At 57.3% G+C, this 15699-nt stretch carries 13 protein-coding genes; 12 read left to right on the plus strand and 1 reads right to left on the minus strand.

The features are described 5' to 3' along the window. Nucleotides 1–71: 71 nt before the first annotated feature. A complete protein-coding gene (gene alaA / locus OHJ17_RS07605; protein ID WP_002913185.1) occupies nucleotides 72–1289 on the minus strand; it encodes an alanine transaminase AlaA in 1218 nt (405 codons plus the stop codon). A gap of 871 nt (nucleotides 1290–2160) precedes the next feature. Between alaA and OHJ17_RS07610 the strand changes: the two genes are divergently transcribed. The 12 genes from OHJ17_RS07610 (at nucleotide 2161) to nuoL (ending at nucleotide 15600) form a co-directional block, all read left to right on the plus strand. Continuing rightward, the gene (locus OHJ17_RS07610; protein ID WP_023287868.1) at nucleotides 2161–3087 is read left to right on the plus strand and encodes a LysR family transcriptional regulator; all 927 of its coding nucleotides are present in this window, start codon (nucleotides 2161–2163) and stop codon (nucleotides 3085–3087) included. Between the two features lie 651 nt (nucleotides 3088–3738). After that, complete coding sequence (gene nuoA / locus OHJ17_RS07615; protein ID WP_002913181.1) at nucleotides 3739–4185, plus strand: NADH-quinone oxidoreductase subunit NuoA; 447 nt, start codon at nucleotides 3739–3741, stop codon at nucleotides 4183–4185. Nucleotides 4186–4200: 15 nt separating this feature from the next. Continuing rightward, the gene (gene nuoB / locus OHJ17_RS07620) at nucleotides 4201–4875 is read left to right on the plus strand and encodes an NADH-quinone oxidoreductase subunit NuoB (RefSeq protein WP_002913178.1); all 675 of its coding nucleotides are present in this window, start codon (nucleotides 4201–4203) and stop codon (nucleotides 4873–4875) included. An 86-nt stretch (nucleotides 4876–4961) separates the two neighbouring features. Further along, the gene (gene nuoC / locus OHJ17_RS07625; RefSeq protein WP_002913162.1) at nucleotides 4962–6770 is read left to right on the plus strand and encodes an NADH-quinone oxidoreductase subunit C/D; all 1809 of its coding nucleotides are present in this window, start codon (nucleotides 4962–4964) and stop codon (nucleotides 6768–6770) included. Between the two features lie 2 nt (nucleotides 6771–6772). Continuing rightward, nucleotides 6773–7273: an NADH-quinone oxidoreductase subunit NuoE gene (gene nuoE / locus OHJ17_RS07630; RefSeq protein WP_002913160.1), complete on the plus strand. Its 501-nt coding sequence runs from the start codon at nucleotides 6773–6775 to the stop codon at nucleotides 7271–7273. Next, entirely contained in the window at nucleotides 7270–8607 is a 1338-nt protein-coding gene (gene nuoF / locus OHJ17_RS07635; protein WP_002913158.1) for an NADH-quinone oxidoreductase subunit NuoF, read from the plus strand. The genes nuoE and nuoF overlap by 4 nt, the downstream gene beginning before the upstream one ends. A 32-nt stretch (nucleotides 8608–8639) precedes the next feature. Then, entirely contained in the window at nucleotides 8640–11366 is a 2727-nt protein-coding gene (gene nuoG, locus OHJ17_RS07640) for an NADH-quinone oxidoreductase subunit NuoG (RefSeq protein ID WP_004149179.1), read from the plus strand. After that, nucleotides 11363–12340: an NADH-quinone oxidoreductase subunit NuoH gene (gene nuoH / locus OHJ17_RS07645; RefSeq protein WP_002913156.1), complete on the plus strand. Its 978-nt coding sequence runs from the start codon at nucleotides 11363–11365 to the stop codon at nucleotides 12338–12340. The genes nuoG and nuoH overlap by 4 nt, the downstream gene beginning before the upstream one ends. Nucleotides 12341–12354: 14 nt before the next feature. Continuing rightward, nucleotides 12355–12897, plus strand: coding sequence for an NADH-quinone oxidoreductase subunit NuoI (gene nuoI, locus OHJ17_RS07650; protein ID WP_002913152.1), 543 nt, complete (start codon nucleotides 12355–12357; stop codon nucleotides 12895–12897). An 11-nt stretch (nucleotides 12898–12908) separates the two neighbouring features. Then, the gene (gene nuoJ / locus OHJ17_RS07655; RefSeq protein WP_002913150.1) at nucleotides 12909–13463 is read left to right on the plus strand and encodes an NADH-quinone oxidoreductase subunit J; all 555 of its coding nucleotides are present in this window, start codon (nucleotides 12909–12911) and stop codon (nucleotides 13461–13463) included. Next, nucleotides 13460–13762 (plus strand): NADH-quinone oxidoreductase subunit NuoK, encoded by a 303-nt coding sequence (gene nuoK, locus OHJ17_RS07660; RefSeq protein WP_002913148.1) that lies wholly within the window; start codon nucleotides 13460–13462, stop codon nucleotides 13760–13762. Before nuoJ ends, nuoK begins: the two co-directional genes overlap by 4 nt. After that, nucleotides 13759–15600: an NADH-quinone oxidoreductase subunit L gene (nuoL, locus tag OHJ17_RS07665; RefSeq protein ID WP_004151106.1), complete on the plus strand. Its 1842-nt coding sequence runs from the start codon at nucleotides 13759–13761 to the stop codon at nucleotides 15598–15600. Before nuoK ends, nuoL begins: the two co-directional genes overlap by 4 nt. Nucleotides 15601–15699 lie beyond the last annotated feature (99 nt).

Consider the following 15699-nt stretch of genomic DNA (forward strand, 5'->3'; position numbering starts at 1 on the left):
AATCAGTGACAACATCGGGTTCCATTGTGCGCAGGGATCGCCGCCGGATGCAAATGCCGGCGGCGGCGCGATTAAAGCTGATGGTAGCCGGAGAGGAAGCGGCCAAAGCGGGAGATAGCCATCTCCAGGTCGTCTTCGCGCGGCAGGGTCACGATGCGTACGTGATCCGGCCACGGCCAGTTAAAGGCGGTGCCTTGCACCAGCAGGACTTTCTCCTGCAGCAGGAAGTCGAGCACCATTTTCTGGTCGTCATGAATATTGAAGCGTTTGGCGTCGATTTTCGGGAACATATACAGCGCGCCTTTTGGCTTCACGCAGGAGACGCCCGGAATATCGTTGATAAGCTCCCAGGCGCGGTTGCGTTGTTCATACAGGCGTCCGCCGGGGATGATGAATTCGCTGATGCTCTGATAGCCGCCCAGCGCCGTCTGGATAGCATGCTGGGCCGGCACGTTGGCGCACAGACGCATTGAAGCCAGCATCTCCAGCCCTTCGATATAGCCCTTCGCGTGTTTTTTCGGGCCATTCAGCACCATCCAGCCCTGACGGAAGCCGGCAACGCGATAGGTTTTCGACAATCCGTTAAAGGTCACCGTCAGCAGGTCCGGCGCCAGGGCGGCAATAGAGTGATGCTGGGCTTCGTCGTAGAGGATCTTGTCGTAAATTTCATCGGCGAAAATGATCAGATTATGCTGACGAGCGATCTCCACGATCTCTTGCAGCAATTCTTTGGAATAGACCGCGCCGGTGGGGTTGTTAGGGTTAATGATCACGATCCCGCGGGTGCGCGGTGTGATTTTTGCGCGGATGTCGTCCAGATCCGGGAACCAGTCAGAGGATTCGTCACACAGATAGTGCACCGCTTTGCCGCTGGAAAGCGACACCGCCGCCGTCCACAGCGGGTAGTCCGGGGCGGGAACCAGCATCTCATCGCCGCTGTTTAACAGCGCCTGCATCGCCTGCACAATCAGTTCGGACACGCCGTTGCCGATATAGATGTCTTCCACCGTGACATCGCGCATACCCCGGGCCTGGTAATGCTGCATGATAGCTTTACGCGCCGAGTACAATCCTTTCGAATCGCAGTAACCCTGGGCGGTAGGCAAATTGCGGATGACGTCGACGAGGATCTCGTCAGGGGCCTCGAAGCCGAATGGCGCCGGGTTGCCGATGTTCAGTTTCAGAACCTTATTGCCTTCTTCTTCAAGACGTTTGGCTTCTTTCAGAACCGGGCCGCGGATGTCATAACAGACGTTCTCTAACTTGCTGGATTTTTCGATGGGGGACATGAATCTTGACCTTTTAGCTGTTATCGCCACTCCCTGCCGTGGAAGTCAGCACGGAACAATGTACTCCCCCTCCCCGCTGTTTTGAAGGCTTTGCAGGAGAAGATTTTGCTAACGCCGGATTTTAAGTGCAATTGATTTATCTACCGATTGCGGATTTGGTCTGTAGCTTATGCCTTTTTATGTCGATTTTTTGGTCTTAAATATAGATTTAATAGCGATTTTGCCATCATTTATCTCGTTTGTTTGCCCGGTAATATGGGAGGGAGAAGGGGGAGTCGCTAAAAAACGCTATCCTGCATACAAGCGCGATTGGCTTGTAATTTTGATGTTAAATAATTTTAATAAAAAACAGCGTGCGACCACATTATTATTATTTTTAGCGGGTAATAATCTGAGGTTTGTTAATTAATATAAAATGTTGAAAAAAATTTAAAATTGTCTCAGTTAATCCTTATTAAGGCTTATAAAAAGGAGGGGGATAGGTTAGAATATCACCGTTAATATCCGTGTTAACCGCCAAGAACTGCGGTTGCATTGAGAATTAATATATTGTTATTACAGGGTTTTATTGTTCCTTTTCTGCCGGGAAGTTACGCCAGAAGAGCGATTTTCTCAGCATCACTGACCGGGTTCCCGCGGCGACGTATGGCGCCTGGCTGGTCGTGGTAATAAATAATAATGAGAAATACGAACAATATATTACTCCGCAGTTCTGCGCATTTGCCCAGACGAGTACTTTGGCATGTAATAACGTTCGTCCAGTTGTTTATCCGCCGTCAGACGGTGAGCACGAGGCTCAGGGAATAGCCGGAAACCTGGCGTAAAGCATCAACAAGGCAGGTCAGCGTTAGCCACCTGTAAGTGAAGAAAGATGATTAATACAACACGTCCCATACTCAACCTCGATCTCGATCTGCTGCGTACCTTTGTCGCGGTCGCTGATTTGAACACTTTTGCCGCCGCCGCCGCCGCAGTGTGTCGTACTCAGTCCGCGGTCAGTCAGCAAATGCAACGCCTGGAACAGCTGGTGGGCAAAGAGCTTTTCGCCCGCCACGGCCGCAATAAGCTGCTGACCGAGCAGGGGATCCAGCTGCTGGGCTATGCCCGCAAAATTCTCCGTTTTAACGATGAAGCCTGTATGTCGCTGATGTATGGCAGCCTGCAGGGGGCTCTGAGCATCGGTGCGTCAGAAGAAACGGCTGACACCATCCTGCCGTTTTTGTTAAACCGCATCGGCTGTTTCTATCCCAGAATGACGTTGGAGATCAAAGTTCACCCCCATGCCGCCATCATGGAGATGTTGGCCGAGGGGCTGGTCGATCTGGCGTTGACCACCCATCAGCCTCCCGGCTTTACCTCTTTTACCCTGAGAACATCACCTACTCTCTGGTATTGTGCAGCGGAATATGTGCTGGCGAGGGGGGAATCTATCCCCCTGATCCTGCTCGAAGAGCCAAGCCCATTCCGCCAGGATATTATCGCCGCGCTGGAAACTGCTCGCGTCAGTTGGCATCTGGCCCACGGAGCTTCCTCGCTATCGGGCGTGAAAGCGGCGGTGAAGGCCGGGCTGGGCGTGACGGCGCGCCCGGTCGAAATGATGAGCCCGGATCTACGCGTGGCTGGCATCAGTGAGGGGTTACCGGCGTTGCCGGACACCCGGTACGTCGTCAGCTGCAATCCGCGGACGGTGAGCGAACTGCCGCAGGCGATTTTTCAGTCTCTGAGCCAGGAGATCCATCCCTGGGAAACGGGCACAGCACTTACTCCGGAAGAGGGAGGGAATACCTTGGTTTTGTAAGGGTATTCTTGCTAACAAAGATCACAAAAACTGGTAACAGAATGTAAGTGCCCAAAAAGAGCCTCAGGAGTTGGTTTCCCGCCTGGCGGCTCTTTTTTTTGCACTCTTATTGATGTTTTGAATCTTTTTTGTATTTCTTTGCAGAAAAATCAGCGTATTGGCGTGACAAGGCGCCCAGCTTGTCGACTTTTCCCTGCACTTTCAACACTTCCTGCTAATGTTAAAAAACCGGATGGATTGTTGCCGATTTCCTGGGGTAATTAACAAAACCGTGTCGCAGATCAAGAAAATACCCCTCTTTGGGGGGAGGAATCGAGGCTAAATCCTGTCAAAATAGAAGGGATTTTTGATTTACGACGGAAACGGACACGATTCAACAACACTAAAACCGAACAGTATGCAAGGTTATTTCGCAGAAAAGGGCATTTAATGTTAATGAAAAGATTCCAATGTAAATTAATGTTATGAAAACTTTTGTTAAAGTTGACAAAAGGTTAAAGAAAGGGGTAAAAAGCCACGGCATCTGGGCTTCTCACATCGACCAGGGACGCTTTTTTGCACGGTTATTTTTTATTCCTCCCGTGAAACGCTGTGGCGTTCATCTGCCAGTAAGAGCAGAGGGTTTTGGCGCTACACTTTTTTGGTTAAGCAATGCGTATGTCAACATCCACTGAAGTCATCGCTCATCATTGGGCATTCGCTATATTTCTCATCATCGCTATCGGCCTGTGCTGCCTCATGCTCGTCGGCGGCTGGTACCTTGGCGGTCGCGCGCGCGCGCGTAGTAAAAACACGCCGTTTGAATCGGGGATCGACTCCGTCGGTTCGGCCCGCTTACGTCTTTCTGCGAAGTTTTATCTGGTTGCCATGTTCTTCGTTATCTTCGACGTGGAAGCCCTGTATCTCTACGCATGGTCGACCTCTATCCGCGAGAGCGGCTGGGTCGGCTTTGTGGAAGCCGCAATTTTCATTTTAGTGCTACTGGCTGGTCTGGTTTATCTCGTTCGCATCGGCGCACTGGACTGGACGCCTGCGCGTTCCCGTCGCACGCTGGTTAACCCGGAAACAGACAGTCCCACTAACCGTCATATGCAGTAAAAGCGAGGCAATAAGATGGATTATACGCTCACCCGCATAGATCCTAACGGTGAGAACGACCGTTACCCCCTGCAGAAACAGGAGATCGTTACCGATCCTCTGGAGCAGGAAGTCAATAAAAGCGTGTATATGGGGAAACTCGAACACGCGCTGCATGACATGGTGAACTGGGGCCGTAAGAACTCAATTTGGCCGTACAACTTCGGCCTTTCTTGCTGTTATGTGGAAATGGTGACGTCATTCACTGCGGTGCATGACGTTGCGCGTTTTGGGGCAGAAGTTCTGCGCGCCTCTCCGCGTCAGGCGGACCTGATGGTGGTCGCGGGAACCTGCTTTACCAAAATGGCGCCGGTTATTCAGCGTCTCTACGATCAGATGCTGGAGCCGAAGTGGGTGATCTCCATGGGCGCCTGCGCCAACTCAGGCGGGATGTACGACATCTATTCCGTCGTCCAGGGCGTGGATAAATTCATTCCGGTCGATGTGTACATCCCGGGCTGCCCGCCGCGTCCGGAGGCCTATATGCAGGCGCTGATGCTGCTGCAGGAGTCCATTGGTAAAGAACGTCGTCCGCTCTCATGGGTGGTTGGCGATCAGGGCGTTTATCGCGCCAATATGCAGTCGGAACGCGAGCGTAAACGCGGCGAACGTATTGCAGTGACCAATCTGCGGACGCCGGACGAGATTTAATTTGCGCCTGCGGGCGGGAGAACCACTTCGCAAATCAATCTACAACAGCGCGAAGTCTCGCCGGCAGTCACCACGGACCTTTTGCAATGGTGAACAATATGACCGATTTAACCGCGCATGACGCCGCACCAGCCTGGCAAACCCGCGATCACCTTGATGACCCGGTGATTGGCGAACTGCGCAACCGCTTTGGGCCGGATGCCTTTACCGTTCAGCCAACCCGTACCGGCGTACCGGTGGTATGGGTGAAGCGTGAACAGCTGCTGGAGGTGGGTGATTTCCTGAAGAAATTGCCGAAGCCTTACGTGATGCTGTTTGACCTGCACGGCATGGACGAACGTCTGCGCACGCACCGCGATGGCCTGCCCGCCGCGGATTTTTCCGTTTTCTATCACCTGATCTCTATCGATCGCAACCGCGACATCATGCTCAAGGTGGCGCTGTCGGAAAACGATCTGCATCTGCCGACCTTCACCAAACTGTTCCCCAACGCCAACTGGTATGAGCGTGAAACCTGGGAAATGTTTGGCATTACCTTCGATGGTCACCCGAACCTGCGTCGCATCATGATGCCGCCGACCTGGGAAGGTCACCCGCTGCGTAAAGATTATCCGGCGCGTGCCACCGAGTTCGACCCGTTTGAGCTGACCAAAGCCAAACAGGATCTGGAGATGGAGGCGCTGACCTTTAAACCGGAAGAGTGGGGCATGAAGCGCGGCACCGACAACGAGGACTTCATGTTCCTCAACCTCGGTCCGAACCACCCATCGGCGCATGGTGCGTTCCGCATTATTCTGCAACTGGACGGCGAAGAGATCGTCGACTGCGTACCGGATATCGGTTATCACCACCGCGGCGCCGAGAAGATGGGCGAGCGTCAGTCCTGGCACAGCTACATCCCGTATACCGACCGTATTGAATATCTCGGCGGCTGCGTCAACGAGATGCCGTACGTGCTGGCGGTGGAAAAACTGGCTGGGATCACCGTACCGGATCGCGTGAACGTGATCCGCGTGATGCTCTCCGAGCTGTTCCGCATCAACAGCCACCTGCTGTATATCTCGACCTTTATTCAGGACGTCGGCGCGATGACGCCGGTCTTCTTCGCCTTTACCGATCGGCAGAAAATTTACGATCTGGTGGAAGCGATTACCGGGTTCCGTATGCACCCGGCGTGGTTCCGCATCGGCGGCGTCGCGCACGATCTGCCGCGTGGCTGGGATCGCCTGCTGCGTGAGTTCCTCGAGTGGATGCCGAAGCGTCTGGACTCCTATGAGAAGGCCGCCCTGCGCAACACCATTCTGAAAGGCCGTTCCGTCGGCGTGGCAGCCTATACCGCCAAAGAGGCGCTGGAGTGGGGCACCACCGGCGCAGGCCTGCGCGCCACCGGTATCGACTTCGACGTGCGTAAATGGCGTCCTTACTCTGGCTATGAAAACTTCGACTTCGAAGTACCGACCGGGGGGGGCGTCTCAGACTGCTACACCCGCGTGATGCTGAAAGTAGAAGAGCTGCGCCAGAGTCTGCGCATTCTTCAGCAGTGCCTCGATAACATGCCGGAAGGCCCGTTCAAAGCGGATCACCCGCTGACCACGCCGCCGCCGAAAGAGCGCACGCTGCAGCATATCGAAACCCTGATCACCCACTTCCTGCAGGTATCATGGGGCCCGGTGATGCCGGCCAACGAATCTTTCCAGATGATTGAGGCGACCAAAGGGATCAACAGTTACTACCTGACCAGCGACGGCAGCACCATGAGCTACCGCACCCGCGTCCGTACGCCGAGCTTTGCGCACCTGCAGCAGATCCCGTCGGCGATCCGCGGCAGCCTGGTATCCGACCTGATCGTCTATCTGGGTAGTATCGATTTTGTTATGTCAGACGTGGACCGCTAATTATGCACGAGAATCAACAACCACAAACCGAGGCTTTTGAGCTGAGTGCGGCAGAGCGTGAGGCTATTGAGCACGAGAAGCACCACTACGAAGACCCGCGTGCGGCGTCCATCGAAGCGCTGAAAATCGTTCAGAAACAGCGCGGCTGGGTGCCGGATGGCGCGATCTACGCCATCGCCGATGTGCTGGGGATCCCGGCCAGCGACGTGGAAGGCGTGGCGACGTTCTACAGCCAGATTTTCCGCCAGCCGGTTGGCCGTCACGTGATCCGCTACTGCGACAGCGTGGTATGCCACATCACCGGCTATCAGGGTATTCAGGCCGCCATTGAGAAGAAACTGAATATCAAGCCGGGGCAGACCACCTTTGATGGCCGCTTTACCCTGCTGCCGACCTGCTGCCTGGGTAACTGCGACAAGGGACCGACCATGATGATTGATGAGGATACTCACAGCCATCTGACGCCGGAGGCAATTCCTGACCTGCTGGAGCAGTACAAATGAAAACCGTAATTCGTACTGCGGAAACGCATCCGCTCACCTGGCGCCTGCGCGACGACAAGCAGCCGGTGTGGCTGGACGAGTATCGCAGTAAAAATGGCTATGAAGGGGCGCGTAAAGCCCTGACCGGGATGGCCCCGGATGAGATTGTCACGGCGGTAAAAGACGCTGGCCTGAAAGGGCGCGGCGGCGCGGGCTTCTCCACTGGTCTGAAGTGGAGCCTGATGCCGAAAGACGAATCCATGAACATCCGTTACCTGCTGTGTAACGCCGATGAAATGGAGCCGGGCACCTATAAAGACCGCCTGCTGATGGAGCAGCTGCCGCACCTGCTGGTGGAAGGCATGCTGATCTCCGCGTTTGCGCTGAAAGCGTACCGCGGCTACATCTTCCTGCGCGGGGAATATATTGAAGCGGCCCAGCATCTGCGTCGCGCGATTGCTGAAGCCACCGAAGCGGGTCTGTTGGGGAAAAACATCCTCGGCACCGGGTTTGACTTCGAGCTGTTCGTGCACACCGGGGCAGGGCGCTATATCTGCGGCGAAGAGACGGCGCTGATCAACTCTCTGGAAGGCCGCCGCGCCAACCCGCGATCCAAGCCGCCGTTCCCGGCGAGCTCCGGCGTCTGGGGCAAGCCGACCTGCGTCAACAACGTAGAAACCCTGTGCAACGTGCCAGCGATCCTCGCCAACGGCGTCGAGTGGTACCAGAACATTTCCACCAGCAAAGATGCTGGCACCAAGCTGATGGGCTTCTCCGGCCGGGTGAAGAATCCGGGCGTCTGGGAGCTGCCGTTCGGCACCACTGCCCGCGAGATCCTCGAAGATTACGCCGGCGGTATGCGCGATGGCCTGAAGTTTAAAGCCTGGCAACCGGGCGGAGCAGGGACCGACTTCCTCACCGAAGCGCACCTCGATCTGCCGATGGAATTCGAAAGCATTGGTAAAGCGGGCAGCCGTCTGGGCACCTCGCTGGCGATGGCCGTTGACCACGAGATCAACATGGTCTCGCTGGTGCGCAACCTTGAAGAGTTCTTTGCCCGCGAGTCCTGCGGCTGGTGTACGCCGTGCCGCGATGGTCTGCCGTGGAGCGTGAAGATCCTGCGCGCCCTGGAGCGCGGCGAAGGCCAGCCTGGCGATATCGAAACCCTTGAGCAACTGTGTCGATTCCTGGGCCCGGGTAAAACCTTCTGCGCGCACGCGCCGGGCGCGGTCGAGCCGCTACAGAGCGCGATTAAATATTTCCGCGAAGAATTCGAGGCTGGCATTAAGCAGCAGTTCAGCAATACCCATGCAATCAACGGGATTCAGCCGAACCTGCTTAAGACGCGCTGGTAATCTAAAGGTTTTTTATTTTTGGAAGCACGCAAATGGCTACGATTCATGTAGACGGCAAAGAATACGAGGTCAACGGGGCGGACAACCTGCTAGAGGCTTGTCTCTCTCTTGGTCTTGATATTCCCTACTTTTGCTGGCACCCGGCGCTAGGGAGCGTCGGTGCTTGCCGCCAGTGTGCGGTGAAGCAATATCAGAACGCGGAAGACACGCGTGGTCGCCTGGTGATGTCCTGTATGACTCCGGCATCCGACGGCACCTTTATTTCTATCGACGACAGCGAAGCGAAGCAGTTCCGCGAAAGCGTGGTGGAGTGGTTGATGACTAACCACCCGCACGACTGCCCGGTCTGCGAAGAGGGCGGCAACTGCCACCTGCAGGATATGACGGTGATGACCGGTCATAGCTTCCGCCGCTATCGTTTCACCAAGCGTACCCACCGCAATCAGGATCTGGGGCCGTTTATTTCGCACGAAATGAACCGCTGCATCGCCTGCTACCGCTGCGTGCGCTACTACAAAGATTATGCCGACGGCACCGATCTGGGCGTCTATGGCGCGCACGACAACGTCTACTTCGGCCGCCCGGAAGATGGCACCCTGGAGAGCGAGTTCTCCGGCAACCTGGTGGAAGTCTGCCCGACCGGCGTTTTCACCGACAAAACCCACTCCGAGCGCTATAACCGTAAGTGGGACATGCAGTTTGCGCCGAGCATCTGCCAGCAGTGTTCCATCGGCTGTAACATCAGCCCGGGCGAACGCTATGGCGAGTTGCGTCGTATCGAAAACCGCTATAACGGTACCGTGAACCGCTACTTCCTCTGCGACCGCGGTCGTTTCGGCTATGGCTACGTGAACCTGAAAGACCGTCCGCGTCAGCCGGTGCAGCGCCGCGGCGACGATCTGATCACCCTTAACGCCGAGCAGGCGATGCAGGGGGCGGCGGATATCCTGCGCCAGTCGAAGAAAGTGATCGGCATCGGCTCCCCGCGCGCCAGCATTGAAAGCAACTTCGCGCTGCGCGAGCTGGTGGGCGCCGACAACTTCTATACCGGCATCGCCAAAGGCGAACAAGCGCGCCTGCAGATGATGCTGAAAGTGCTGCGCGAGGGCGGGATCCACACGCCAAGCCTGCGCGATATCGAATCCTACGATGCGGTACTGGTGCTGGGCGAAGACATTACCCAGACCGGCGCGCGCGTGGCCCTGGCGGTACGCCAGGCAGTGAAAGGGAAAGCACGCGAAATGGCGGCGGCGCAGAAAGTGGCCGACTGGCAGATCGCCGCGATCCTCAACATCGGCCAGCGCGCCAAGCACCCGCTATTCGTCACCAACGTCGATGACACCCGCCTGGATGACATCGCGGCGTGGACCTACCGCGCGCCGGTAGAAGATCAGGCGCGTCTCGGCTTTGCTATTGCCCATGCGCTGGACGACAGCGCGCCGGCGGTTGACGGCCTGAGCCAGGACCTGCAGGGTAAAGTCGACGTTATCGTTCAGGCGCTGGCCGGGGCGAAAAAACCGCTGATCATCTCCGGGACCAACGCCGGCAGCATGGAGATCATCCAGGCCGCCGCTAACGTGGCGAAAGCTCTGAAAGGCCGCGGCGCCGATGTCGGGGTGACCATGGTCGCCCGGGCGGTTAACAGCGTCGGACTGGGCATGATCGGCGGCGGCTCGCTTGAAGAGGCGCTGGACGAACTGGAAAGCGGCGCCGCAGACGCGGTTATCGTGCTGGAAAACGACCTTCACCGTCATGCTTCCGCCGCGCGCGTTGACGCTGCGCTGGCGAAAGCGCCGCTGGTGATGGTGGTGGATCATCAGCGCACCGCGATTATGGACAAAGCGCACCTGGTGCTCTCCGCGGCAAGCTTTGCGGAAAGCGACGGTACCGTGGTGAACAACGAAGGTCGCGCCCAGCGTTTCTTCCAGGTTTACGATCCGGCTTACTACGACGCGAAAACCGTAATGCTGGAAAGCTGGCGCTGGCTGCATTCGCTGCACAGCACCGTCAACAACCGTCAGGTTGACTGGACTCAGCTGGACCACGTCATTGATGCGGCGATTGCCGCGCTGCCGCAGCTGGCGGGCATTAAAGACGCCGCGCCGGATGCGACCTTCCGCATTCGCGGCCAGAAGCTGGCGCGTGAACCGCACCGCTACAGCGGCCGCACGGCGATGCGCGCTAACATCAGCGTGCACGAGCCGCGTCAGCCGCAGGATAAAGACACGATGTTCGCCTTCTCCATGGAAGGGAACAACCAGCCGTCCGCCCCGCGTTCGCAGATCCCGTTCGCCTGGGCGCCGGGCTGGAACTCCCCGCAGGCATGGAACAAGTTCCAGGATGAAGTGGGCGGGAAACTGCGCCACGGCGATCCGGGCGTTCGTCTGTTTGAAGCGTCCGCCAGCGGACTGGAGTACTTCACGGCGGTGCCGGCCAGCTTCCAGGCGGAAGAGGGCAAATGGCGAATTGCGCCGTACTACCATCTGTTCGGCAGCGATGAGCTGTCTCAGCGCGCGCCGGTGTTCCAGAGCCGGATGCCTGAGCCGTACATCAAGCTGAACCCGGCGGATGCCGCGAAGCTTGGCGTCAACCCAGGCGCAATGCTCTCCTTTAGCGTGGAAGGCCAGACCCTGCGTCTGCCGCTGGTTATCTCTGAAGGCCTGACCGCGGGACAGGTTGGCTTACCGATGGGCATGCCGGGCATTGCGCCGGTGCTGACCGGATCGCGTATTGATTCACTGCAGGAGGCGAAAGCATGAGCTGGTTAACGCCGGATCTTATCGACATTCTGTTAAGCATCCTGAAGGCCGTGGTCATTCTGCTGGTGGTTGTCACCTGCGGCGCGTTCATGAGCTTCGGCGAGCGTCGTCTGCTCGGCTTGTTCCAGAACCGCTACGGACCTAACCGCGTCGGCTGGGGCGGTTCGCTGCAGCTGGTCGCCGACATGATCAAGATGTTCTTTAAAGAGGACTGGATCCCGCGCTTCTCCGATCGCGTGATCTTTACTCTGGCGCCGGTTATCGCCTTTACCTCGCTGCTGCTGGCCTTCGCTATCGTGCCGGTTAGCCCGACGTGGGTGGTGGCCGACCTGAACATCGGCATCCTCTTCTTCCTGATGATGGCAGGCCTGGCGGTCTACGCGGTGCTATTCGCCGGTTGGTCGAGCAATAACAAATACTCGCTGCTGGGGGCGATGCGTGCTTCCGCGCAGACCCTGAGCTACGAAGTGTTTCTCGGTCTCTCCCTGATGGGCGTGGTGGCGCAGGCGGGGTCATTCAATATGACCGATATCGTTAACAACCAGGCGCATCTGTGGAACGTTATCCCGCAGTTCTTCGGCTTCGTGACTTTCGCCATCGCCGGCGTGGCGGTGTGTCACCGTCACCCGTTCGACCAGCCGGAAGCGGAGCAGGAACTGGCCGATGGTTACCACATTGAATATTCCGGCATGAAATTCGGTCTGTTCTTCGTCGGGGAATACATCGGTATCGTCACCGTTTCAGCGCTGATCGTCACGCTGTTCTTCGGCGGCTGGAATGGCCCGTGGTTACCTCCTTTCATCTGGTTCGCGCTGAAAACCGCGTTCTTCATGATGATGTTCATTTTGATCCGCGCATCATTACCGCGTCCGCGCTATGACCAGGTAATGTCCTTTGGCTGGAAGGTATGCCTGCCGTTAACGCTGGTCAACTTGTTGGTAACGGCGGCTGTCATTCTCTGGCAGGCGCAATAAGGGGTGAATTGAACATGACCTTAAAAGAATTATTGGTGGGGTTCGGCACCCAGGTCCGTAGTATCTGGATGATTGGCCTGCATGCCTTCGCCAAACGTGAAACCCGGATGTATCCGGAAGAGCCGGTCTACCTGCCGCCGCGCTATCGCGGCCGCATCGTGCTGACCCGCGATCCGGACGGTGCAGAGCGCTGCGTCGCCTGTAACCTGTGTGCGGTAGCCTGCCCGGTGGGCTGTATCTCGCTGCAGAAAGCAGAGACGGTAGACGGCCGCTGGTATCCGGAGTTCTTCCGCATCAACTTCTCACGCTGCATCTTCTGCGGCCTGTGCGAAGAAGCGTGCCCGACCACGGCGATCCAGTTGACCCCGGACTTCGAGCTGGGTGAATACAAGCGTCAGGATCTGGTGTACGAAAAAGAGGATCTGCTGATTTCCGGTCCGGGCAAATACCCGGAATATAACTTCTACCGGATGGCGGGTATGGCAATCGACGGCAAAGATAAGGGCGAAGCGGAAAATGAAGCTAAGCCAATCGACGTCAAGAGCCTGTTACCGTAAGGAGAGGGGCAATGGAATTCGCTTTTTATATCTGTGGCCTGATAGCCATCCTCGCAACCTTGCGGGTCGTCACCCACACCAATCCGGTGCATGCGCTGCTGTACCTGATTATTTCGCTGCTGGCGATTGCCGGGGTGTTCTTCTCGCTGGGCGCGTACTTCGCCGGAGCGCTGGAAATCATCGTCTACGCCGGGGCCATTATGGTGCTGTTCGTCTTCGTGGTGATGATGCTCAACCTGGGCGGCACCGAGATCGAACAGGAGCGCAAGTGGCTGCAGCCGGGGATCTGGATTGGCCCGGCCATCCTCTCCGCGGTGCTGCTGGTGGTTATCGTTTACGCCATCCTGGGCATTAACGACCAGGGTATCGACGGTGCGGCGATTAACGCCAAAGAAGTGGGCATTGCGCTGTTTGGGCCGTACGTCCTGGCGGTGGAGCTGGCCTCCATGCTGCTGCTGGCGGGCCTGGTGGTTGCCTTCCACATTGGCCGCGAAGAGCGCGCCGGCGAGGTGCTGAGCAACCGTCTGAACGACAGCGACAAACGAAAAACGGAGGAACACGCATGATCCCCTTAACACATGGACTGATCCTCGCGGCCATCCTGTTTGTGCTTGGTCTGACGGGGCTGGTGATCCGCCGCAATCTGCTGTTTATGTTGATTAGCCTGGAAATCATGATTAACGCCGCCGCGCTGGCCTTTGTGGTGGCGGGTAGCTACTGGGGTCAGGCAGATGGTCAGATAATGTATATCCTCGCCATCAGCCTCGCGGCTGCGGAAGCGAGTATCGGCCTGGCGCTGCTGCTGCAGCTCCATCGTCGCCGCCAGAACCTGAACATCGATTCAGTAAGTGAGTTGCGTGGATGAACATGCTTGCCTTAACCATTCTTTTGCCATTGATTGGCTTTGTGCTGCTGGCCTTCTCCCGCGGGCGCTGGTCGGAAAATCTTTCCGCCGCCGTTGGCATGGGCTCGGTAGGCCTGGCGGCGCTGGTCACCGCGTACGTTGGCGTCGACTTTTTCGCTAACGGCAAACAGGCGGTCAGCGTGCCGCTGTGGACCTGGATGTCGGTCGGTGATTTCAACATCGGCTTCAACCTGGTGTTGGACGGCCTGTCGCTGACCATGCTCTCCGTAGTTACCGGCGTCGGCTTCCTGATCCACATGTTCGCCTCCTGGTACATGCGCGGTGAAGAGGGATATTCCCGCTTCTTCGCCTATACCAACCTGTTTATCGCCAGCATGGTGGTTCTGGTACTGGCCGATAACCTGCTGCTGATGTACCTCGGTTGGGAAGGCGTGGGCCTCTGTTCTTACCTGCTGATCGGTTTCTACTACACCGATCCGAAGAACGGCGCCGCAGCGATGAAAGCGTTTGTGGTGACCCGCGTCGGCGACGTGTTCCTCGCCTTCGCGCTGTTCATTCTTTATAACGAACTGGGCACCCTGAACTTCCGCGAAATGGTGGAGCTGGCGCCGCAGCACTTCGCTAACGGCAGCACCACGCTGCAGTGGGCGACGCTGATGCTGCTTGGCGGCGCGGTCGGTAAATCCGCCCAGCTGCCGCTGCAAACGTGGCTTGCCGATGCGATGGCGGGTCCGACGCCGGTCTCTGCGCTGATCCACGCCGCGACCATGGTCACCGCGGGCGTCTATCTGATCGCCCGTACCCACGGCCTGTTCCTGATGACGCCGGAAGTGCTGCATCTGGTCGGTATCGTCGGGGCGGTCACCCTGGTGTTGGCGGGCTTCGCCGCGCTGGTGCAGACCGATATCAAACGCGTTCTCGCCTACTCTACCATGAGCCAGATTGGCTACATGTTCCTCGCGCTGGGCGTGCAGGCATGGGACGCGGCGATTTTCCACCTGATGACTCACGCGTTCTTTAAAGCGCTGCTGTTCCTGTCGTCTGGTTCGGTCATTCTGGCCTGCCATCACGAACAGAACATCTTCAAGATGGGCGGCCTGCGCAAATCGATTCCGCTGGTATACGTCTGCTTCCTGGTGGGGGGCGCGGCGCTGTCCGCACTGCCGCTTATCACCGCAGGCTTCTTCAGTAAGGATGAGATTCTGGCAGGCGCGATGGCCAATGGCCATATCAATCTGATGGTGGCAGGCCTGGTCGGCGCCTTTATGACCTCGCTGTACACCTTCCGGATGATTTTCATCGTATTCCACGGTAAAGAGCAAATTCACGCGCACGCAGGGAAGGGGATTACCCATCATCTGCCGCTGATTGTGCTGCTGGTACTATCCACCTTCGTTGGCGCGCTGATTGTGCCGCCGCTGGAAGGCGTACTGCCGCAGACCACTGAGCTCGCCCACGGTAGCGTGATGACGCTGGAGATTGCCTCCGGGATCATCGCCATTGCCGGGATTCTGATCGCTGCATGGCTGTGGCTGGGCAAACGCACGCTGGTGACCTCCATCGCCAACAGTGCGCCTGGCCGCTTCTTCGGTACCTGGTGGTTCCATGCCTGGGGCTTCGACTGGTTATACGACAAGGTGTTCGTAAAACCATTCCTTGGTATTGCCTGGCTGCTGAAACGCGATCCGCTGAACTCGTTGATGAATATCCCGGCGATCCTTTCCCGCTTCGCAGGCAAAGGCCTGCTGGTGAGCGAGAACGGTTATCTGCGCTGGTATGTGGCTTCAATGAGCATCGGCGCGGTGGTGGTGCTGGCGCTGCTGATGGTATTGCGTTGATTTGATCGCGCGGTTTTGCCCGGTGGCGCTTCGCTTACCGGGCCTACGAGACCGTAGGTCGGGTAAGCGAAGCGCCACCCGACACAACAAACCGCACTC

Source organism: Klebsiella sp. KP20-425-1 (genome assembly GCF_025813515.1).
In the GTDB taxonomy this organism is placed as follows: Bacteria; Pseudomonadota; Gammaproteobacteria; order Enterobacterales; family Enterobacteriaceae; genus Klebsiella; species Klebsiella pneumoniae.